The sequence below is a fragment of the Cupriavidus ulmosensis genome (genome assembly GCF_977008105.1).
On record NZ_CDRMWP010000001.1, the window covers coordinates 77,871 to 98,215 of the forward strand.

Consider the following 20,345-nt stretch of genomic DNA (forward strand, 5'->3'; position numbering starts at 1 on the left):
ATGGCATTCGATTTTTCGCCCACGGTACTGCTGGTCGAGGACGAGCCGCATATCCGCCGCTTCGTGCGCGAGGCGCTGCAGGCCGAAGGCTGCGCCGTGCACGAGGCCGAGACGCTCAAGCGCGGCCTGATCGACGCCGGCACGCGCCAGCCCGACATCGTGATCCTCGACCTCGGCCTGCCCGACGGCGACGGCATGACGCTGATCCGCGAGATGCGCACCTGGACCGAAGTGCCGGTGCTGGTGCTGTCCGCGCGCAGCGGCGAGGACGACAAGATCGCCGCGCTCGACGCCGGCGCCGACGACTACCTCACCAAGCCGTTCGGCGTCGGCGAACTGATCGCGCGCGTGCGCGTGCTGCTGCGCCGGCACGCCCGCCTCAATCCCCAGGGCAGCGCGCTGGTCGCCTTCGGCGACGTGCAGATCGACCTAGCCAACCGCGTGGTCACGCGGGCCGGCGAGGACGTTCACCTGACACCGATCGAATACCGCCTGCTGGCGGTGCTGATCGCGCACCGCGGCAAGGTCATGACGCACCGCGAGCTGCTGCGCGAGGTGTGGGGGCCGGCGCATTCGGAGAGCAGTCACTATCTGCGTGTCTATATGGGGCACCTGCGGCAGAAGCTGGAGAGGGATTCGGCGCAGCCGGTGCATTTGATGACGGAGTTGGGGGTGGGGTATAGGTTTGTGGGATAGGGGTTTGTTTGTTTTTGGCTTTAAAGTTGAAGTCAACTTCTTAACGTCAAAGTCAAAGTCAAAGTCAAAGGCTTTCGCTCCCCCGGAGCGACCTACTTTCTTTTCCCCGAAAAGAAAGTAGGCAAAGAAAGCGGGCTGCCTGGCCGGCAGGGGCAGAGCCGAACAGGGTTTCTTGGATTGGTGGTTTCGTGGTGGGGGCGGTGGTTCTGCTGGGATTCTGCCGGTACCGGTTTTGGCGGCCACTGTCTCTCGGGTGGTGTTCGATTCGTGGTGGCGCTGCATGATGGCGGAGGCCCAGGCCCTTCGGGCTGCTGCCGCGACCGCGGCAAATGCATACGGCATAGGAACGGTGCTGGTTTCGTGGTGGGCGCGGTGGCCCCTGTTTGAACGCAGTGCCGGACGGCTGAAAAGCAATCCCGGTTCCAGCAACCCCGCGCACTCGCGCTGGGTCCACCACGCCCACCACGAAACCAGTGCCGATGCTATGTCGTGGCCGCCCGAGTCGGTAACGGCAGATGGCCGAACCAGCAGTGTGCCGGCCATCATAGGTCTGACCCCGCAACCCATACCGCCAGCCAGATCGTGGCCGCTCGCACCGGTAACGGCAGGATGCCAGCAGAACCACAGGCCCCACGACGAAACCACCAACAACAAGAAACCCCAACGTTTCTGCCCCTGCCGGCCAGGCAGCCCGCTTTCTTTGCCTACTTTCTTTTCGGGGAAAAGAAAGTAGGTCGCTCCGGGGGAGCGAAAGCCTTTGACTTTGAATTTGACGTTAAGAAGCTGACTTTGAATTTAAGCCATTGACTTTGAAATCAAACCTTTGAATAAAAAAAACCAAAAAAATCAAAAAACCCCCCTCTCCGCCAGATTGCAGTACAGCGCCCGCACACCGAAGGCCCAAGGCGCAATCTCCGTACTCAACCTCACTGTATTGACCAACGCGCCAAGCGCGGGCGCCGAGATCGTCACCACATCACCGAGATGATGCGTGAAGCCGGCGCCCGGCGCATCGCGATCCTTGATCGGCGAGAACATGGTGCCGAGGAACAGCATGAATCCGTCCGGATACTGGTGATGCGCCCCGCAGGTCTGCGCGACGAGATCGGCCGGGTCGCGGCTGATCTCTGCCATGTGGCTCACGCCTTCCAGCACGAAGCCATCGTCGGCGCCTTCCACGCGCAGCGACACGCTGGCGTGGCGCACGCTGTCCAGCGTGAAATGCCCATCGAACAGCCGCACGAACGGGCCGATCGCGCATGAGCCGTTGTTGTCCTTGCACTTGCCGAGCAGCAGCGCGGAGCGGCCTTCGATGTCGCGCAGGTTGACGTCGTTGCCGAGCGTGGCGCCGACCGGCTGGCCGGCGGCGTTCACCGCCAGCACGATCTCCGGTTCCGGGTTGTTCCACACCGAGGCCGGATGCAGGCCGACGTCGGCGCCGAAGCCGACTGCCGACATCGGCTGCGATTTCGAGAACACTTCGGCGTCGGGGCCGATGCCGACTTCCATGTACTGCGACCACGCGCCGCGCCGCTCGAGTTCGGCCTTGAGCCGCCGCGCGGCTTCGGAGCCGGGCTTGATCTTCGACAGGTCCGCGCCGATCAGCGCGGCGATGGTCTCGCGCACGTCCCGGGCGCGCGCGGGGTCGCCGCCGGCCTGTTCCTCGATCACGCGCTCGATCAGGCTGACCGCGAAGGTCACGCCGCACGCCTTGATGGCCTGCACGTCGCACGGCGCCAGCAGCCGCGTCGCGTTGCCGGCGGCGCCGGGCGCGCTGGCGGCCAGCAGCGCCGCGGCCGGGCCGAGCGCCTCGCCGGGCGCGTGGCGCACGACGTCCGCCGCGTCGGCGCGGTCGAACAGGTCGGCCGTGGTCGGCACGGCGGCGGTGATGTCGAACGCTTCGCCGCCGCGCACGGCGACCACGCAGGGGCCTTCGTGAGCGCCGGCGCGGCGCCAGACGCGCCCGGCCAGCAGCGCCTGATCGAGGTCGTCGGGCAGGCAGCGCAATGCGTCGGCGGGGCTCATGACAGGGCCGCGCGCGGGCGCGGTGCGAAGGTCCTGGGCAGGCCGGCGCGCGCGATGGCGCCGGTGAACGGCTCGCCGGGCAGCCACGCGGCCAGCGTCTCGCGCATTTCGCGCAGCGCGTCGAGGTCGATGCCGGTGTGCAGGCCCTCGGACTCGAGCAGGAACACGGTGTCCTCGGTATTGATGTTGCCGGTCGCGTTGGGCGCGAACGGGCAGCCGCCGAGGCCGCCGAGCGAGGCGTCGAAGCAGCGCACGCCGGCGTCGAGCGCGGCGATCACGTTGGCCAGCCCCAGCCCGCGCGTGTCGTGGAAGTGGCAGGCCAGCGGCACCTCGCCGGCCAGCGCGCGCACCTTGCGCATCAGCGCGCGCACCTGGCCCGGATGCGCGTAGCCGACCGTGTCGGCGATGGTGATTTCCTCGGCGCCGGCTTCCAGCAGCGTCTCCACCAGCGCCAGCACGGTGCCTTCGTCCACCTCGCCGGCGATGGTGCAGCCGAACGCGGTGGCCACGCCGGCGCCCAGCACCACGTGCCGGCCGCTCTCGTCGCGCGCGGCCACGATGCGGGCGAAGTCCTCGGCGGACTCGGCCGTGGTGCGCCGGACGTTCTTCAGGTTGTGCGCGTTGCTGGCCGACAGCACGTAGTGGACCTTGGGCAGGCCGGCCTCGAACGCGCGCTGCGCGCCCTTCAGGTTGGGCACCAGCGCGGCGGCGTGCAGGCCGGGGATCTCCAGCGCGCCGCGCGCCACCTCGCCGGCGTCGGCGAACTGCGGCACCACCTGCGGCGGCACGAACGAAGTCACCTCGATCTCGGTGCAGCCCGCGGCCACCATGCGCGCGCACCATGCGAGCTTCTGCGCCGGCGTGAGGATGGTGCGCACCATCTGCAACCCGTCGCGCAGGCCCACCTCGCGGACCTGCGCCGTGTCGTTTGTCGTCATGACTGTCTTCTCTGTCCCGTTACCGTGATTGCGATTGACCTGCTATACCGCGGCGCTGGCCGGCGCGGCGTCGTCCGCGGCCCGCGCGCCGCCATCGGCCGGCGCGGCCAACGGCGCGGAGGAGGTGCGCGGGGCGAACACGATCGCGGCGATGGCGCCCAGCACCATCAGCAGCGAGATCGCGCCGAGGCCGCCGGCCATGCTGTTGGTCAGGGTCTTGATCGAGCCGATGATCATCGGGCTGACGAAGCCGCCCAGCAGCCCCACGCAGTTGATGACGGCGATGCCGCCGGCCGCGCCGCTGCCGCGGATGTAGTCGGTGGAGATGGCCCAGATCAGCGGGTTCGGCGCCAGGATGCCGGCCGTGGCCACCGACAGCGCCACCAGCGACAGCACCAGGTTGCCGTTGATGAGGCCGGCCGCGAACAGCCCCGCCGCGCCGCACAGCATGGCGAGGGCGCAGTGCCAGCGCCGCTCCATGTTGTGGTCGGAATGGCGGTTCAGCGCGATCAGCGCCACCCAGCTCACGAAGTAGGGGATCGCCGAATAGCAGCCGATCTCCAGCGGGCTGGACACGCCCGAGCTCTTGATCAGCGTGGGCAGCCAGAAGCCGATGGCGAACACGCCGGCGATCTGCGTGAACCACACGAAGCCCATCACGTACACGCGGAAATCGGTGAGCGCGCGCCCGAAGGTGTGCTCGCTGTGGGTCTCGCTCACCGCCGAGCTGCGGTGCAGGTCGCGGGACACCAGCGCCTTCTCGCCGTCGCTGAGCCAGCGCGCCTCCTGCGGGCCGTTGTCGAGGTAGAAGATGGCGAGGATGCCCAGCACCGTGGCCGGCAGCCCCTCGACGATGAACATCCACTGCCAGCCCTGCATGCCGTGCGCGCCGTCGAAGTGGGTCATCAGCCAGCCCGACAGCGGCCCGCCCAGCAGCCCGGCGATGCCGGTCGCGCAGGTGAAGATGGCGATCACCTTGGCGCGCCGCTCCACCGGGTACCAGCGCGTCAGGTAGAAGATCACGCCCGGATAGAGCCCGGCCTCGGCCAGCCCGAGCAGGAAGCGGATGGTGTAGAGGTGCGCGGGCAGCGTGACGAAGGCCGTGGCGGCGGCGATCAGGCCCCACAGGATCATGATGCGCGAGAAGGTGCGCTTGACGCCGATGCGCGCCAGCAGCAGGTTGCTGGGCACTTCCATGAGCACGTAGCCGACGAAGAAGATGCCGGCGCCGATGCTGTAGGTCAGGTCGCTGAAGCCGACGTCCTGCTTCATGTCGAGCTGCGCGATGCCGATGTTGATGCGGTCGAGAAAGGCGAACACGTAGCACAGGAACAGGAACGGGATCAGCCTGAGCGTGATCTTCCTGTAGGTGCTCTGAGCCTGCGGGTCGCCGAGGCTGGCGCTGTTGTGGTTCATCGTTGTCTCCTCCGGTCGGTGCCGGCTGTTGCTTGATGATGCTCCGGCGGCGCCCGGTGGCGCCGCCGTGGGCCGGCCGGTCATGGCCGGCCGGTGTTTCCTGCCTTGCGCGTCAGCACCCCCTGAACGCCGGCTGGCGCTTCTCGTTGTAGGCGCTGATGCCTTCCAGGCGGTCGGCGGTCGGGATCAGGCGGTTGTACGCCTCGATCTCGACGAACAGCCCGGTGTGCAGGTCGCTCTGCATGCCGAGGTCGATCGCCTTCTTGGCCTGCGTGACCGACAGCGGCGCGCTGGTGCAGATGTCGCGCGCCGCGTCGATGGCGTCGGCCAGCACGCGGCCCGCCTCGCTGAGGTGGTTGACCACGCCCCACGCCAGCGCCTGCTCCGCGCTGAAGCGCGCGCCGCGGAAGATCAGCTCCTTGGCGCGCCGCGTGCCGATGGTACGCGGCAATTGCTGGGTGCCGCCGCCGCCCGGCATGATGCCGCGCTTGACCTCGGTGAAGCCGAACACGGCGGTCTTCGACGCGTAGGCGAAGTCGCAGGCCAGCAGCAGCTCCAGCCCGCCCGCCACCGCCGAGCCGTTGGCCGCGCAGATCAGCGGCAGCGGGCAACTGGTGATGGCGCGGTTCATGCGCTCGAACAGGTAGTGCTGCGCGCCGAACTGCGCGTCGGTCATGCCTTCGCGCTGCTTGAGGTCGGCGCCGCCGCAGAACGCGCGTTCGCCGGCGCCGGTCAGGATGGCGCAGCGGTACAGCGACGGGTCGGCCTCGAGCGCGCCGAACACGCGCAGCAGCTCGTGCCCCATCGGCGTGCTGATGGCGTTGGAAACCTGGGGCCGGTTGAGCTGGATCACGAGTATCTGTGCGTCGATCTCTTCGAGCCGCAGGGTGTCCAGCGGCGCGGGGCCGAGGTGCGATGCGATTTTCATGGTGTCTCCTGTTGCAGGTGCGCGGGCACGTGCGTGTGCGTGCCCGCCAGCAGATGATTGTGTTCGCCGAGCTTCGGCGTGCGTCCGGTGGCGGCGGGGCGCTGGCCGCCGAACGAGACCGGCAGGCCGACCACGGTGGCGGCGCCGTCGTCGGTGGTGCGCAGCAGGTCCAGCGCCTCGGTCTGCGCGTGCGCGACCACCTGGTCGAGGGTCTGGATCGGCCCGCACGGGATGCCGGCGGCGTCGAGCGCGGCCAGCCAGTGCGCGCTGCCGGCGCGCGCGAACGCCTCGTGCAGCAGCGCGATCAGCTCGGCGCGGTGGCTCACGCGCGCGCCGTTGGTGGCGAAGCGCGGGTCGTCGGCCAGCGCGTTGGTGCCGAGCACCTCGCACAGCCGGCGGAACAGGCGGTCGTTGCCGGCCGCCACCATGATGGTGCCGTCGGCGCAGGCGAACGCCTGGTGCGGCACGATGGCCGCGGTGCCCGAGCCCCAGCGCCCGGGCAGCACGCCCGAGGCGAGGTAGTCGGCGATCTGGATGCCGCCCCAGGCGATCGCGGTCTCGTACAGCGACACCGAGACGATCTCGCCCGCGCCGCTGGCCTGGCGCCGGAACAGCGCCGCGAGCACGCCGATGGCGGCCCACAGCCCGGTGCCCATGTCGTTGACCGACACCGGGATGCGGCTCAGCGGCTCGCCGGGGCCGCCCATGAAGCTTATCAGCCCGGCCACGGCCTGCACCAGCGGGTCGTAGCCCGGCTTGTCGCGCCACGGCCCGCTGCTGCCGAACGCGCCCAGATTGCAGTACACCAGCGAGGGCTTGTCGCGCAGCATGGCCTCGGCGCCCAGCCCGTATTTCTCGGTGCCGCCGGCCTTGAGGTTCTGCAGCACGACGTCGGCGCGCTCGCGGATCAGCTCGCGCAGCCGCGCGGCCTGCTCCGGGTCCGACAGCGACATCGCGATGCTGGCCTTGCCGTGGTTGACGGCGTGGAACAGCGCCGCCGCGCCGTCGACGAACGGCGGGCCCCAGTCGCGCGCGTAGTCGCCGCCCTGCGCGCTTTCGATCTTGATGACCTCGGCGCCGAGCGCGCCGAGGATCATGCCGGCATAGGGCGCGGCCAGGCTGTGGCCGATCTCGACCACGCACACGCCCGCCAGCGGCAGCGGCCGGTCCATGTCCGCCGCGGCGCTCATTGGTCCGCCACCGCCAGCGCGGCGTCCGCGCCGGTTTCCTCGGCGGGCGCGCCGGCGCCTGCGCCGGTGTTGACGCGGTAGAACTCGCGCGCGGCCTGCGCGCTGACGTAGCCGTCGGCCACGTCGGCCAGCACGCGCTCGCGCTCGCGCTCGAGCGGGTCGCCGTAGCCGCCGCTGCCGGCCGGCTGCACCACCACGCGGTCGCCGCGGTAGACCACGGTCTGGCCGCCCTTGGCCGGCACCTTGTGCTCGCTGCCGTCGGCGCGGCGCACGGTGCACTGGAAGCGCGTGCCGGGCAGGCCGCCGAAATGGCCCTCGGGCGCCGAGCGGCCGCGCTCGCCGGACACCGTGAAGGTGGCCTCGTCGTAGGCCACGCGGTAGACGCGCCGCGAGGTCAGCCCGCCGCGCCGGCGGCCCGCGCCGCCGCTGTCGGTCACCAGCGACCATTCCTCCACCGTCAGCGGCGAGGTGCGCTCGATCATCTCGACCGACTGGCTGCCCGCGTTGCCGACGTAGACGCGGATGCCGCTCACGCCGTCCTTGCCGGCGCGCGCGCCCATGCCGCCGGCGTGCACGTCATGCATGGTGACGAAGGGCTGGCCGGTCTGCCGCACGCGCTGCGCGTCGGTGTCGCGCCCGCTGAAGATGCCGGCGCACGACGCGCAGTTGCTCTGCCCGGTGATGCGCTCGGGCACCGCCGGCGCCAGCGCCTTGAGCAGCAGGTCGATCACGCGCGGCGAGGTCTCGGTGTTGCCCGACACCACCGAGGCCGGGTACTCGCAGTTCAGCACGCTGCCCGGCGGCGCGATGATGGTCACGGGCCGGTAGCAGCCCTGGTTGATGGGGATGCTCAGGTCGGTCAGCGCCTTGACCGTGAACCACGTGCTGTTGCAGGTGACGGACAGCGGGCAGTTGATGCCGCCGCGCACCTGCGCGCCGGTGCCGCTGTAGTCGAAGGTGATGTGGTCGTCCTCGACCGTGATCCTGACCTTGAGCAGCGGGCGCTCCTGCTTCCAGCCCGGCGCCTCGATCGGGTCGAGGTATTCCTCGGCCTCGTACACGCCGTTGGGGATGCGGGCGATCTCCGCGCGGATCAGCTTCTCCGAATGGTCCAGGCTCTGGCGCATCACGTCGCGCAGCGCCTCGGCGCCGTACTTGCCGACCAGGTCGGCGATGCGGCGATCGCCGACGAAGGTGCCCGCGTACTGGGCCTGGATGTCGAGGATCAGCTCGTGCGCGTTGCGGCTGTTGCGCGTGAGGATCTCCAGCATGTCGCGCACCGGCTCGTCGTTGCGGTACAGCAGCACCGGCGGGATGCGGATGCCCTCGGCGAACACGTCCCAGGTGGTGACGGTGTAGCTGCCCGGGGTCTGGCCGCCGATGTCGGTCCAGTGGCCGCGCGTCATCACGAAGGCGACGATCTTGCCGTCGACGAACACCGGGCGCGTGAACTGCACGTCGGGCTGGTGGTTGCCGCCGCCGACGTAGGCGTCGTTGCTGACGATCACGTCGCCGGGGCGCAGGTTGTCGCGGCCGATGGTCTCGACCGACACGCGCGTCGAGATGACCGCCGAGCCCAGCATGGTGGGGATGTCGTTGCCCTGGGCGACGAGCTGCATGTCGGCGTCGAAGATGGCCGCCGAGGAATCGCCGCTGGCGTGCATCAGCGGGCTGCCCGCGGTGCGCATCATGGCGATCTTCATCTCCCGCGCGATGGCGAAGAGACTGCTGCGGATGATTTCGTAGGTAACAATATCCATGAGTCAGGCTGCCAGTTCGATCACAAGATTGAGGTCCGAGTCCACGCGCGCCGTGTGCGACGCCTTGAGCACCGCGCAACTGCTGTGCTCCTCGATCACGGCCGGGCCCTCGATGCACGCGCCGACCGGGATCTCGTTGCGCGCGAACACCGGCAGCGTGCGCACGCCGCCGTCGAAATACACGTCGCGCGTGCGCACCGCGCGGGCCTCGCCGAGGCCGTCGGGCTGCGTCACGCCGCCGCGCCAGCCGGTCGCGGTGATCAGTTGCAGGCGCAGGTTGGCCACCACCACGGGCTTGTCCTTGCTGATGAAATTCCATTGCCGCTGGTGCGCCGCCTCGAACTCGCGCGCCAGGCTCTCGCACAGGCCCGCTTCGCCGTCCTGCACGGCCACGGTGATGACGTCGGGCTGGCCGGCGTAGCGGCAGTCGGCCAGGCGCACCGCGCGCACGTCGCGCGGGTCCACGCCGTGGCGGCGCAGCTCGTCGGTGCCGATGGCGAGCAGGTCGTCGAGCTCGCCGGACAGGCGCGCGTCGTCGCACTGCGCGAGGTCGCACTCGACCGGGCTCTGGTAGTCGTACTGCTGGTCGGCCACGGTCATGCCGAAGGCGCTGAACAGGCCCGGCAGCGGCGGGATCACCACGCGGCGGATGCCCATCTCCTGCGCCAGGTCGACCGCGTGCACGGGGCCCGCGCCGCCGTAGCAGATGTAGGAGAACTCGCGCGGATCGTAGCCGCGCTCCACGGTCATGATGCGGATCGCCTGCGCCATCAGCGCGTTGGCCACCGAGCGCACCGCCTGCGCGGCCTCGGGCACGCTCATGCCGAGCGGGCGGGCGATGACTTCCTCGACCACGCGCCAGGCCGCCTTGGCGTCGAGCTGGAATTCGCCGCCGAGGAAGTTGTCGGGGTCGATGTAGCCGAGCACCAGGTTGCAGTCGGTCACGGTGGCGTGCTTGCCGCCGCGGCCGTAGCAGGCCGGGCCGGGATCGGCGCCGGCGCTGGCCGGCCCGATGCGCACGCCGCCGCCGGCGTCGATCCACACGATCGAGCCGCCGCCCGCGCCGACCGAGTCGATGTCGATGCTGGGCGAGCGCACGGTGTAGGTGTGCAGCAGGCTCTTGTTGCGGATCTCGGGGCGGAATTCGCGGATCAGCGACACGTCGAAGGTGGTGCCGCCCATGTCGCCGAGGATGGCGTTGCGCAGCTCGCTCTTCTCGCAGTTGCGGATCGCCGCGCTGACGCCGCCGGCTGGGCCGGACTCGAGCAGCACGATGGGCCGGTCGGCCACCATCGCCGGGCTGGCCAGGCCGCCGTTGGACTGCATGAAGAGGAACTTGCCGGCGAAGCCCAGCTCCGCCAGCGCGTCGGTCAGGCGGCCGATGTAGCGCCCGCACACCGGGCCCAGCATGGCGTTGATCACGGTCGAGCTGGCGCGCTCGTACTCCATCGCCTCCGGGTTGACCTCGTGCGAGGCGCTGATGAAGCGGCCCGGCAGCAGCCGGCGCAGCGTGTCGACCACGGCGCGCTCGTGGGCCGGGTTGACGTGCGCGTGCAGCAGGCACACCGCCACCGCCTCGACGTCCGAGGCGCGGATGCGCTCGGCGATCTCCACCAGCTCGTCGTGGTCCAGCGGCGTCTCGACCTCGCCGTCGTAGCGCAGGCGCTCGGTGACTTCGAGGCGCCAGCGGCGCTCGACCAGCGCGCGCGGGTTGTCGAACAGCAGATCGTAGAGGTCGGCGCGGTCATGGCGCGACACGCGCCGCAGCTCCAGGATGTCGCGGAAGCCGCGCGTAGTGACCAGCGCGGTCTTCGCGCCGGTGCCCTCGACCACCATGTTGGTCGCCATCGTGGTGCCGTGGCCGAGGAAGGAGACGTCGGCGCTGGCCGTGCCCGAGATCTCCAGGATCTTGCGAAACCCCTCCACGGTGCCGACCACGCGGTCCTTCGGCGTGGTCGGCACCTTGGTCGACCAGATGCGGCCGGTGTCGTCGTCCACCATCACCACGTCGGTGAAGGTGCCGCCGACGTCGATTCCAATTCTTCTCACTTTGCCTATCTCCATTTGCTGGCATCTCGATGCGGAACTCGCGGCTCCCGCCGCAGTCAGTCGGGGAGCCGTTCGCGCTGCGGTGCAGCATCGCCGCATGCTGTCGCGCCGTCCGGCCAGCGGCCACGTGTTGGGCTATGATCGGCCGCTGGATCGCTGCCGCGCACCGCGCTTTCGCGCCGGCGGCTACCGATGCTGCAATGTAGAAGGCACGGGCAGCGTGCAGATAATGAAAACTTCCGATCACGTGAGACAGTGGAGTTATATCGGTGATAACCAGTATCGATGCGATCCTGAGGAGACTGCGCGGCAATCACATCGCGCTGCTGATCGCGCTCGACGACCACGGCTCGCTGCGCAAGGCGGCCAACCAGGTGTCGCTGTCGCAGCCGGCCACCACCAAGTCGCTGCGCGAGATCGAGGCGATGTTCGGCGCCGACCTGTTCGCGCGCTCGCCGCGCGGCATCGTCGCCAATGAGATGGGCCGCTGCGTGATCCGCCACGCGCGCGTGATGCGCGCCGAGGTCGGCGCGCTGCGCGACGAGCTCGCCGCGATCATGCGCGGCGGCGGCGGCACGCTGGCCGTGGGCGCGGTGATGGGATCGGTGCCGGTGTGGCTCACGCCGATGCTCAAGACCCTGCGCGAGGTGCAGCCCGATATTTCGGTGGAAGTGTGGGAAGACAACAGCGCGCGGCTGCTGTCGATGCTCGACCAGCGCCTGCTCGACCTGGTGATCGGCCGCCCCAGCGTCAGCGTGCATCCCGACGCCTACGACTTCGTGCCGCTCGATACCGAGGAAGTGTGCTTCGTGGTGGACGGCGCCGACCCGCTCGCGCGCGATCCGTCCATTACGCTGGCCGACATCGCCGCCAATCCGTGGATCGTGCCGCAGGCCACGCTGCCGATGCGCTCGCTGCTGGAGCAGCTGTTCGAGGACGGCGGCCTGCCGTTCCCGCGCTACGCGATCGAGACCTCATCGACGTTCGCCACGCTGTCGCTGCTGCGCTCCGGCGCGGGCACGGTCGGCCTGATGCCGCTCAAGGTGGCGGAGTATTTCGCGGAATACGGCCTGATCGCCATCCTCGCCATCCCGGTCGAGCGGCGCGGCCCGCCCTACGGCATCGCGACGCGGCGCGGTTCCACGTTGATGCAGCCGGTGCAGAAGTTCATCGACTTGTGTCTGGAGCGCGGCGCGGTGCGGTGAGGCGCGCCTTCACCACACCCCAAAAAAAACCCCCGCCTGCTTGTGGACGTTGGTCTTCGCCGCGACCTCCTCGCTGGTGACGGTGGTGCGCGGCTTGAGCGTGCAGAACCACTCGAGCAGATGCGTGCGCATGGCGGAGCGCACGGGCTCGAAGCCGGCGTCGGCGCCGAGGTCGAAGAACTCGTCGGGATCGTTTTCGAGGTCGAACAGCTGCGGGCGGAAGCCTTGCCAGTGCACGTATTTCCAGCGCGCGTCGCGCACCATCCAGGCGCGGCATTCGCCGGGGTGCCGGCCCAGCGCCACGCGCGCGCCGCGGTAGGCGTAGTCGAGTTCGGAGACGACGAAGCCGCGCCACGCGCCGCAGTCTTCGCCTGCGCGCGCCTGCGTGAGGTCGAGCAGCGAGCGGCCTTCGACGCGGTGGTCGGCGGGCGGCAGGCCGAGCGCGTCGAGCACGGTGGGCACCACGTCGACGGCGCTGACCATGCGCGCGTCGGCGCTGCCGCGCGTGGCGTCGGCGGCGGGCGCGGGGTCGTAGACGATCAGCGGGATCTTCTGCACGGTGTCGTAGAACTGCTCTTTCTCGCCGAGCCAGTGGTCGCCGAGGAAGTCGCCGTGGTCGGCGGTGAACACGATCAGCGTGTCCTGCCAGCGGCCCAGGCGCTCGAGCTGTTCCCATAGTTCGCCGAGGCGGTCGTCGATCTGCTGCACGAGGCCCTGGTAGGTCGGGCGCACGGTGTCGGAGACTTCGCGGCGCATGAAGTTGGCGCATTCTTCCTGCGTGCGGTAGGCGTCGAGCACCGGGTGCGGGTTCTCCAGTTCGGCGTCGTGGCGCCTGAGCGGCAGGCAGTCGTCGAGCGTGTAGGCGGCGTGATAGGGCGCGGGCGCCATGTAGGGCCAGTGTGGCTTGACCAGCGACAGGTGCAGCACCCACGGGTCGTCGCCGCGCGCGGCGATGTATTGCATGGCCTGCCCGACCGTGTACGCGGTTTCCGAATGCGGCTCGGCCACGCGCGCGGGCAGCCCGGCGTTGCGCATGTGCCAGCCGGAGACGATCTCGCCGCGCGCGTTCTCGGCGCTGATGACGTAGTCGGTCCACGGGTCGGCGCTGTCGTAGCCTTGCCGGCGCAGCCACCCGGCATAGGCGCCGCGCGGCTCGGCGTGGTGGCCGTCGTGGCGGTCGACCTCGACGAAGTGGCCGCTGCGCAGCAGCGTTTCCAGCTCGCTGCCGCCGTCGAGATGCAGGCGCCTGAGGTTGGCGTTGTCTGGCATGACGTGGGTCTTGCCGGCCAGCGCGAGCGCGCGGGCGCTGTCCTTGAGGTATTCGCCGAGCGTGACTTCGCCGAGCGACAGCGGCACGCGGTTCCAGGTGGCGCCGTGGCTGCTCGGGTAGCGTCCGGTGTAGAAGCTCATGCGGCTCGGTCCGCAGACGCCGGAGGTGACGAAGGCGCTGGTGAAGCGCACGCCGCGCGCGGCGAGGGCGTCGATATTGCGCGTGCGCAGCGTGGGATGGCCGTAGCAGCCCAGGTGGTCCTGGCGCAGCTGGTCGCACATGATGAAGAGCGTGTTGCGGGCGGTCATGGCAGCTTGAGGTCGGTTGGCGTGGGTGCTATGCATATCGATGCGACGAATAACATGGGATCGAAACGCCATGATGTTTTTCAGTCGCCCGTATAACCGGAGCTTTTCACCACCGGGCCCCAGCGGCTGGCGTCGGCCGCCAGCACCTTGGCGAACTGCGCGGCGCTGCCGCTCTGCGGCTCCAGCCCCAGCCTGAGGAAGCGCTCGCGCAGGTCGGGCGACCGCAGCGCCTGGACGATGGCCGCGTTGAGGCGGTCGAGCGTGGCCTGCGGCGTGCCGGCCGGCGCCAGGAAGCCGTAGCGGCCCACGCCTTCGATGTCCTTGTAGCCGAGCTCGGTAAACGTCGGCACGTCGGGCAGGGCGGCCGAGCGCTGCGTGCCGGAGCTGGCCAGCACGCGGATCTTGCCGGCGCGGTGCATCTCGGCCAGGTCGGCCAGCGTGTCGACCGAGGCCGGCACCTGGGCGCCGACCAGCGCGTTCATCAGCGGCGCCGAGCCGTTGAACGGCACGTGCAGCATCTCCACGCCGACCTGCCTGCCGAACAGCAGGCCGAAGAAGTGCGGGATGCTGCCGAGCGCGGGCGAGGCGTAGGAGTTGTTCTTGGCCGGGCTGGCCTTGAGCCAGTCGATGTATTCCCTGAGCGATTTCGCCGGCGTGCCGGGCCCGGTGGCCAGCGCGAGCTGGAAGTTGGCGATCTGCGCCACCGGCGCGAAGTCGCGCCGGAGGTCGTAGTTGAGCTTGCGGTAGACCAGCGGGGCGATGGTCATGACCGCCGAGTTGGCCACCACCAGCGTGTTGCCGTCGGCGGGCAGGCCGCGCGCGTAGTCCATCACCAGCCGGCCGCCGGCGCCGGGCTTGTTCTCGACCACCACGGTCTGCCCGAGCGTCTCGCGCAGCTTGTCGCCCACGAGGCGCGCGGCGAGGTCGGCGGTGCCGCCGGCGGGGTAGCCCACCAGGATGCGCAGCGGGCGCTCGCCCAGGGCGAGCGCCGGGGCGGCCGGCGCGATGGCCAGCAGGGCGGCCGCGGCGGCAAGGGCGGGAACGAGGGCGCGCAGCAGTCTGGCGAGGGTCATGGAGTCTCCTGTGGGGTCGGCGGCAGGCGCGGCGGGAGCAGCCCCGGGGCCGGCCAATTGATCGGTACGGCCGCGGTGCGCCAACGAAGGATTGCGCGCATCGATCCGCGCCCGGCATGCCTTGCCCCGGCGCCGCCGGACCGTACCCGGCGCCGGCGCGGATGCCCCGCGGCGTGCCGGTTTCTGTGTGCCACGGACGCTAACACCGGCCCATATAATTGACAAAATCAACCAATTTTGCGGGTGCGGCATGAAGCAGGCCACGGACGATGGCGAAACGGGCGGCGCAGGCCGGCGCGGCGCGGACCCGGCTGACGGCGCGGACAATGGCGCGGCCAACGGCGCGGACAGCCCGGATAGCCGAGCCGGCCACCCCGCCGATCCCGCCGATCCTGCCGACCCCGGCCACATCCTGCAGCATCCGGCCCGCCTCGCCGATTTCCTCAACTACCGTCTCTACCACCTGAGCCGCGTGGCGCTCAATGCCAGCGGGCTGCACCTGCGCGCCGCCGCCGGGGTGAGCCGGCGCGAGTGGCGCATGCTGGCCTTCCTCGGCGAGCAGCCCGGCACCCGCCTGACCGAGCTGGCGCGCAGCGCCGGGCTCGACAAGGTGCTGGCCAGCCGCGCCGTGCACGCGCTGATGGCGCGCGGGCTGGTGCGGCGCGACACGCGCGCGCAGGACCGGCGCGCGGCGGCCTTCGCGCTGACGGACGAGGGCGAGGCGGTCTACCGGCGGGCCTTCGATCAGGCGCGGGCGTTCAATGCCCGCCTGGCCGGCTGCCTGTCGGCGGACGAGGCGCGCGTGCTGGCGGACTGCCTGACGCGCCTGCACGCCGAGGCGGAAGTCCTGCTGGCGCAGGCCGGGACGCTGCCGAGCAGCGTACCCATGCCTGCGCCGGCGTCGCCGGACTGGTGGCGCCGGACGTGAGGCGCCCGGCGGCGTCTCCTGCAGCGCCGCCGTTCAGCCCAGCTTGTCCAGCAGGCTGTACCACGCCACTCCCGCCGCTATATAGAAGCGCTGCAGGCCGTGCAGCGGGATCGGCGTCACCGGCGTGACCGGATAGGGGAACGGGTCCGGCTTGCCGGCGATGCGCGCCGCCATGTGCTTGCCCAGGCTGGTGCACAGCGCCACGCCCCGGCCGTTGCAGCCCAGCGCCACGGTCACGCCGGGCGCGGGCTCGTGCACGTGCGGCATGAAGTCGCGCGTGATGGCGATGCGTCCGCCCCAGCGGTACGCGTATTCGAGCGGGCCGAGCTGCGGGAACAGCAGCGCGAGCGAGCGCTCCAGGTGGGCGAAGTCCTGCGGGCCGCGCGGGTCGGCGAAGAAGCCGCGCCCGCCCATCAGCAGGCGGCCCTGCGCGTCCCGGCGGAAATACAGCAGCAGCCGTTGCGAGGTCGAGGCGGTTTCGCCGCGTGCCAGGATGCCCTGCGCTTCGGCGCCGCGCAGCGGGCGCGTGGCGACGATGAAGCTGTTGGCCGACAGCACCGTCTGCGCCAGGCTGGGCCACAGCGCGCCGGTGTAGCCATTGGTGGCGATCACCACCTGCGCGGCGCTCACCTGCGCGCCGGTGGAGGTGGTCGCCACCCACTGCGTGCCTTGCCGCTCCAGCGCCGTGACTTGGGTGCCACCGTGCACCGCGGCGCCGGCTTCCTGGGCCGCCCTGACCAGTCCGCGCGTGTACGCCAGCGGCTGCACCGCGCCCGCCCGCCCGTCCAGCCAGCCGCCGGCGAAGGCCTGCGTGCCCACGCGCCGGGCGACCTCGGCGCGCTCGAGCATCTCCACCGGCACGCCGCGGCGCGCCCATTGCGCGGCGCGCGCATGCATGGCCGGCAGCGCCGCCGACGAATAGGACAGCTGCAGCCAGCCGCTGCGCACCGGCTGGCAGTCGATGCGGTGGCGCGCGATCAGGTCGAACACCAGGTCGGCCGAGCGCGAGACCGCGTCGATGAGCGGCTCGGCCCGCGCGGCGCCGAGCATGCGCACCAGTTCGTCGGGATCGTACTTGAGGGTGGGATTGACCTGGCCGCCATTGCGCCCGGACGCGCCCCAGCCGGGCTCGCTGGCTTCGAGCACGCACACGCGCGCGCCGTGCCCGGCGAGGTGCAGCGCGGTGGACAGGCCGGTGAAGCCGGCCCCGACCACGAGCACGTCGGTGGCGAGCGATTCGCGCAGCGGCGGGGTTGCCGGCGCGGGCGGCGCGGTCGCGGCCCACAGCGAAGGCGGCAGGGGCGCGGCAACCCCGGCGCCGCCGCCGGTCAGCGTGGCCGCGCTCATGTTGCCGCTCCCGTGGTGGCCGCCGTGGCCGTGGCGGCCGCGGCGGGCTTGTGCAGCACGCGGCGCAGGAAGTCCTGCGTGCGCGGCTGGCGCGGCGCGCCCAGCACCTGCTCGGCGGTGCCTTCTTCGACGATGGTGCCGCTATGCAGGAAGCACACGCGGTCGGCCACCTCGCGCGCGAAGCCCATTTCGTGCGTGACCACGATCATGGTCATGCCTTCGCGTGCGAGATCGCGCATGACTTCGAGCACGTCGCCGACCAGTTCCGGGTCGAGCGCCGAGGTGGGTTCGTCGAACAGCATGGCCTCGGGCTTCATCGCCAGCGCGCGGGCGATCGCCACGCGCTGCTGCTGCCCGCCCGAGAGCTGGGCCGGCCAGGCGTGCGCCTTGGCGGCCAGGCCGACCTTCTCCAGCAGCGCCAGCGCCTCGCCGCGCGCCTTGTCGCGGCTTTCGCCCTGCACGTACACGGGTCCTTCCATCACGTTCTCCAGCACGCTGCGGTGGGGAAACAGGTTGAAGCGCTGGAACACCATGCCCATGCGGCTGCGCAGGTGGTGGATGCCCTTGCCGGCACGCTCGACGCGCTCGCCGAAGGCGAGGATCTCGCCGCCGTCATAGGACTCCAGGCCGTTGATGCAGCGCAGGACGGTCGACTTGCCCGAGCCCGACGGCCCGATCAGGCAGACCACCTGGCCGCGGTCGACGTGCAGGCCGACGCCGCGCAGCACGTGGTGGTCGCCGTAGTGCTTGTGCAGATCGTGGATGTGGATCATGTTCTCTTCCTCCCCGCGCCGAGGCGCCGCTCCAGCCGGCGCAGGCAGAACACCAGCGGCAGGCTCATCAGCAGGTACAGCAGGGCGACCAGCGTGTACACGGTCATGTTCTGGAACGTCGACGAGGCGATCAGCTGCCCCGCGCGCGTCATTTCCGCCACCGTGATGGTGGACACCAGCGACGAATCCTTGAGCATCATCACCAGCGTGTTGCCATAGGGCGGCAGCGCGATGCGGAAGGCCTGCGGCAGGATCACGCGGCGCATCACCAGCGCGGGGCGCATGCCCATCGCCTGGGCGGCTTCGCGCTGGCCCGGGTCGACCGCTTCGATGCCGGCGCGGAAGTTCTCCGCCTGGTAGGCCGAGTAGGCGATGCCGAGCCCGATCACGCCGGCCTGGAACGCCGTCAGGTGGATGCCGATGTCGGGCAGCACGAAGTAGATGTAGAACAGCTGCACGATGATGGGCAGGCCGCGGATCACGTTGATCACCGTCGCCGCGCCCCACGACAGCGCGCGCACCGGCGACAGCTTCAGCAGCGCCAGGGCCAGCCCGATGGCGCTGCTGAGCAGGAAGGCCAGCACCGTCACCTGCACGGTCACGATGGCCCCCTGCAGCAGGATCGGCAGGAAATCGCGCGCCTGCTGGAAGAAGTTGGCGGCTTCCATCGCGGCTCACATGCCCCATTTCTGCACGATGCCCGCCAGCGTGCCGTCGGCCTTGATCCGGGCGATGGCCTTGTTGATGCGGGCCAGCATCTCCGCGTCGCCCTTGCGCACCACCAGGCACACGTCGCCCACGTTGACCGGCTTGTAGCCAGCGGCCAGCTTCACGCCCTGGAAGGCGTTCTGGCGCAACTGGTACGCGATGATGGGCTGGTCGCCGAGGCCGGCCTTGATGCGGCCCAGCGCCAGGTCGCGCGTCATGTCGGCGACCGAGTCGTAGCTGCGCACCTCCTTGAAGATGCCCTTCTTGTTGAGCATGTCCAGGAACACCGTGCCGACCTGGGCGCCCACCACCTCGCCCTTGAGTTCGTCGAGCGAGGCGTAGGGCTTGTTGTCGTCGCTCTTGACGATCAGCCCTTCGCCGTAGGAGTAGACCGGGTCGCTGAAGTCCACCACCTGCTGGCGCGCCGGCGTCTTGAGCATGGCGGCCGAGATGATGTCGATCTTGCCGGTGGTCAGCGACGGCACCAGCGCGGCGAAGCCGGTCTGCTGCACGTTGACGCCGAAGCCCGCCGCCTTGCCGACCGCGGTGACGGTGTCGATCATCATGCCCTGGATGGTGTTGGTCTTGACGTCCAGGAAGGTGAACGGCACCCCGGTGGCGGTGGCGCCCACGTTGTAGGCCGGCGGCGTGCCCTGGGCGCGGGCGGCCGGGAGGACGGAGAAAATGGTGCCGGCGGCGCACAGGATCAGTGCAGTGCGGCGCGAGATCGAAAAGCGGGACATACGGACACTCCTGGCAGATGGGACAAAAAGGTGCCCAGGCGGGGGCAGCTCACGGCTTCATGCAACGAACATGCCAATTTTCAATTTTCATGGATCAAAAATTAATTGGTGTTAACAAGTAATTGCGCTTTAAGAATCGATATGCGATTCTTCGGCCTGATTCGTCACTGTCATCGCCATGCCCGCCTCCCCCCTGCCGTCCCCCGAAGCCGATGCAACGCCCAGCCTCCTGTTCAACCAGTCGCTGGAAAAAGGGCTGGCCGTGCTGCGCGCGTTCAGCGCCGAGCGCCGCACCATGACCATCGCCGACGTGGCCGAGGCCGCCGGCATCAACAAGAGCTCGGCCCAGCGCATGGTCTTCACGCTCGAGCAGCTGGGCTACCTGCGCCGGCATCCGCAGACGCGGCGCTACCAGCTCGCGCCGCGCGTGATGGAAATCGGCTTCAACTACCTGGCGGCCAATCCGCTGATCGAGGTGGCCAACCCCTTCCTGTCGGAGCTGACCAAGGTCACGACCGAGACCTCGTGCCTGACCGAGCCCGACCTGCTCGACATGGTCTACATCGCGCGGTTCGTCAGCGCGCATTTCGTGCCGGTGCACATGCCGATCGGCAGCCGCATCCCGATGTACTGCACGGCCTCGGGCCGCGCCTACCTGAGCGCGCTGCCGGAGGACGACGCGCTCGCCGCGATCGGGCGCGCGCAGCGGATCGCGCATACCGTCCATACCCGCACGCAGGTGGACGACATCCTGGCCGTGCTGCGCGAGGCGCGCCAGCGCGGCTACGCGGTCAACTGCGAGGAGCTGTTCCTGGGCGACATGACCATCGCCGCGCCGGTGATCGGCGGCAACGGGCGTCCGCTGGGCGCGGTGCACGTGGTCGCGCCCACCAGCCGCTGGACGCGCGAGGAAGCCGAGCGCAAGCTCGCGCCGCCGCTGCTGCAATGCGCGCGCGCCGTGAGCAGTTCGGTGCGCGCGCTGGGCTAG

General features: G+C 70.1%; 17 protein-coding genes. 4 read left to right on the forward strand and 13 right to left on the reverse strand.

Translation table 11 applies throughout. The features are described 5' to 3' along the window. Positions 1–696 carry a two-component system response regulator KdpE gene (kdpE, locus tag ACWTPI_RS00330; RefSeq protein ID WP_020204626.1) on the forward strand — a complete coding sequence of 232 codons (696 nt, stop codon included), beginning with the start codon at positions 1–3 and terminating at the stop codon, positions 694–696. An 846-nt stretch (positions 697–1,542) separates the two neighbouring features. On the opposite strand, the gene ACWTPI_RS00335 is transcribed toward kdpE, so the two are convergent. The 7 genes from ACWTPI_RS00335 to ACWTPI_RS00365 form a co-directional block, all read right to left on the reverse strand. Then, positions 1,543–2,721, reverse strand: a complete 1,179-nt coding sequence (locus ACWTPI_RS00335) for a fumarylacetoacetate hydrolase family protein (RefSeq protein WP_454730693.1) — start codon at positions 2,719–2,721, stop codon at positions 1,543–1,545. Then, a complete protein-coding gene (locus tag ACWTPI_RS00340) occupies positions 2,718–3,659 on the reverse strand; it encodes a hydroxymethylglutaryl-CoA lyase (RefSeq protein WP_454730694.1) in 942 nt (313 codons plus the stop codon). Before ACWTPI_RS00340 ends, ACWTPI_RS00335 begins: the two co-directional genes overlap by 4 nt. 42 nt (positions 3,660–3,701) lie before the next feature. After that, positions 3,702–5,075: an MFS transporter gene (locus ACWTPI_RS00345; RefSeq protein WP_454730695.1), complete on the reverse strand. Its 1,374-nt coding sequence runs from the start codon at positions 5,073–5,075 to the stop codon at positions 3,702–3,704. Positions 5,076–5,187: 112 nt separating this feature from the next. Continuing rightward, complete coding sequence (locus ACWTPI_RS00350) at positions 5,188–6,003, reverse strand: enoyl-CoA hydratase-related protein (protein ID WP_454730696.1); 816 nt, start codon at positions 6,001–6,003, stop codon at positions 5,188–5,190. Next, complete coding sequence (locus ACWTPI_RS00355) at positions 6,000–7,193, reverse strand: CaiB/BaiF CoA transferase family protein (RefSeq protein WP_454730697.1); 1,194 nt, start codon at positions 7,191–7,193, stop codon at positions 6,000–6,002. Before ACWTPI_RS00355 ends, ACWTPI_RS00350 begins: the two co-directional genes overlap by 4 nt. Beyond that, positions 7,190–8,953: a hydantoinase B/oxoprolinase family protein gene (locus ACWTPI_RS00360; RefSeq protein ID WP_020205657.1), complete on the reverse strand. Its 1,764-nt coding sequence runs from the start codon at positions 8,951–8,953 to the stop codon at positions 7,190–7,192. Before ACWTPI_RS00360 ends, ACWTPI_RS00355 begins: the two co-directional genes overlap by 4 nt. 3 nt (positions 8,954–8,956) lie before the next feature. Beyond that, positions 8,957–11,002, reverse strand: a complete 2,046-nt coding sequence (locus ACWTPI_RS00365; RefSeq protein WP_020205658.1) for a hydantoinase/oxoprolinase family protein — start codon at positions 11,000–11,002, stop codon at positions 8,957–8,959. Between the two features lie 269 nt (positions 11,003–11,271). Here ACWTPI_RS00365 and ACWTPI_RS00370 point away from each other — a divergent pair, with 269 nt between their 5' ends. Further along, on the forward strand, positions 11,272–12,207 hold the full coding sequence (locus ACWTPI_RS00370; protein ID WP_020205659.1) for a LysR family transcriptional regulator: 936 nt from the start codon (positions 11,272–11,274) through the stop codon (positions 12,205–12,207). Between the two features lie 9 nt (positions 12,208–12,216). Here the strand turns inward: ACWTPI_RS00370 and ACWTPI_RS00375 are convergent, their stop codons facing one another. Both ACWTPI_RS00375 and ACWTPI_RS00380 read right to left on the reverse strand, forming a co-directional pair. Next, entirely contained in the window at positions 12,217–13,785 is a 1,569-nt protein-coding gene (locus ACWTPI_RS00375) for a sulfatase-like hydrolase/transferase (protein WP_454730698.1), read from the reverse strand. Positions 13,786–13,865: 80 nt separating this feature from the next. Continuing rightward, positions 13,866–14,858, reverse strand: a complete 993-nt coding sequence (locus ACWTPI_RS00380) for a Bug family tripartite tricarboxylate transporter substrate binding protein (RefSeq protein WP_454730699.1) — start codon at positions 14,856–14,858, stop codon at positions 13,866–13,868. Positions 14,859–15,108: 250 nt separating this feature from the next. On the opposite strand from ACWTPI_RS00380, the gene ACWTPI_RS00385 reads away from it, so the two are divergent. Further along, positions 15,109–15,786, forward strand: coding sequence for a MarR family winged helix-turn-helix transcriptional regulator (locus tag ACWTPI_RS00385; protein ID WP_454730700.1), 678 nt, complete (start codon positions 15,109–15,111; stop codon positions 15,784–15,786). A gap of 33 nt (positions 15,787–15,819) precedes the next feature. On the opposite strand, the gene ACWTPI_RS00390 is transcribed toward ACWTPI_RS00385, so the two are convergent. Genes ACWTPI_RS00390 through ACWTPI_RS00405 form a run of 4 tightly spaced genes read right to left on the reverse strand, consistent with a single transcriptional unit; the run spans position 15,820 to position 19,357 of the window. After that, positions 15,820–17,133, reverse strand: coding sequence for an NAD(P)/FAD-dependent oxidoreductase (locus ACWTPI_RS00390; protein WP_020205663.1), 1,314 nt, complete (start codon positions 17,131–17,133; stop codon positions 15,820–15,822). Further along, positions 17,130–17,906, reverse strand: coding sequence for an amino acid ABC transporter ATP-binding protein (locus ACWTPI_RS00395; protein ID WP_454730701.1), 777 nt, complete (start codon positions 17,904–17,906; stop codon positions 17,130–17,132). Before ACWTPI_RS00395 ends, ACWTPI_RS00390 begins: the two co-directional genes overlap by 4 nt. Beyond that, complete coding sequence (gene ehuD, locus ACWTPI_RS00400; RefSeq protein ID WP_454730702.1) at positions 17,903–18,574, reverse strand: ectoine/hydroxyectoine ABC transporter permease subunit EhuD; 672 nt, start codon at positions 18,572–18,574, stop codon at positions 17,903–17,905. The genes ACWTPI_RS00395 and ehuD overlap by 4 nt, the downstream gene beginning before the upstream one ends. A 6-nt stretch (positions 18,575–18,580) precedes the next feature. Beyond that, positions 18,581–19,357, reverse strand: coding sequence for an ABC transporter substrate-binding protein (locus ACWTPI_RS00405; protein ID WP_020205666.1), 777 nt, complete (start codon positions 19,355–19,357; stop codon positions 18,581–18,583). A gap of 178 nt (positions 19,358–19,535) precedes the next feature. Here ACWTPI_RS00405 and ACWTPI_RS00410 point away from each other — a divergent pair, with 178 nt between their 5' ends. Next, positions 19,536–20,345 (forward strand): IclR family transcriptional regulator, encoded by an 810-nt coding sequence (locus ACWTPI_RS00410; RefSeq protein WP_020205667.1) that lies wholly within the window; start codon positions 19,536–19,538, stop codon positions 20,343–20,345.

What these genes read in the sequence shown, in the direction of transcription:
- kdpE (WP_020204626.1), top strand. Translation starts at nt 1, where the DNA reads ATGGCATTCGATTTTTCGCCCACGGTACTGCTGGTCGAGGACGAGCCG.
- ACWTPI_RS00335 (WP_454730693.1), bottom strand. Translation starts at nt 2,721, where the DNA reads ATGAGCCCCGCCGACGCATTGCGCTGCCTGCCCGACGACCTCGATCAG.
- ACWTPI_RS00340 (WP_454730694.1), bottom strand. Translation starts at nt 3,659, where the DNA reads ATGACGACAAACGACACGGCGCAGGTCCGCGAGGTGGGCCTGCGCGAC.
- ACWTPI_RS00345 (WP_454730695.1), bottom strand. Translation starts at nt 5,075, where the DNA reads ATGAACCACAACAGCGCCAGCCTCGGCGACCCGCAGGCTCAGAGCACC.
- ACWTPI_RS00350 (WP_454730696.1), bottom strand. Translation starts at nt 6,003, where the DNA reads ATGAAAATCGCATCGCACCTCGGCCCCGCGCCGCTGGACACCCTGCGG.
- ACWTPI_RS00355 (WP_454730697.1), bottom strand. Translation starts at nt 7,193, where the DNA reads ATGAGCGCCGCGGCGGACATGGACCGGCCGCTGCCGCTGGCGGGCGTG.
- ACWTPI_RS00360 (WP_020205657.1), bottom strand. Translation starts at nt 8,953, where the DNA reads ATGGATATTGTTACCTACGAAATCATCCGCAGCAGTCTCTTCGCCATC.
- ACWTPI_RS00375 (WP_454730698.1), bottom strand. Translation starts at nt 13,785, where the DNA reads ATGACCGCCCGCAACACGCTCTTCATCATGTGCGACCAGCTGCGCCAG.
- ACWTPI_RS00380 (WP_454730699.1), bottom strand. Translation starts at nt 14,858, where the DNA reads ATGACCCTCGCCAGACTGCTGCGCGCCCTCGTTCCCGCCCTTGCCGCC.
- ACWTPI_RS00385 (WP_454730700.1), top strand. Translation starts at nt 15,109, where the DNA reads ATGAAGCAGGCCACGGACGATGGCGAAACGGGCGGCGCAGGCCGGCGC.
- ACWTPI_RS00390 (WP_020205663.1), bottom strand. Translation starts at nt 17,133, where the DNA reads ATGAGCGCGGCCACGCTGACCGGCGGCGGCGCCGGGGTTGCCGCGCCC.
- ACWTPI_RS00395 (WP_454730701.1), bottom strand. Translation starts at nt 17,906, where the DNA reads ATGATCCACATCCACGATCTGCACAAGCACTACGGCGACCACCACGTG.
- ehuD (WP_454730702.1), bottom strand. Translation starts at nt 18,574, where the DNA reads ATGGAAGCCGCCAACTTCTTCCAGCAGGCGCGCGATTTCCTGCCGATC.
- ACWTPI_RS00405 (WP_020205666.1), bottom strand. Translation starts at nt 19,357, where the DNA reads ATGTCCCGCTTTTCGATCTCGCGCCGCACTGCACTGATCCTGTGCGCC.
- ACWTPI_RS00410 (WP_020205667.1), top strand. Translation starts at nt 19,536, where the DNA reads ATGCCCGCCTCCCCCCTGCCGTCCCCCGAAGCCGATGCAACGCCCAGC.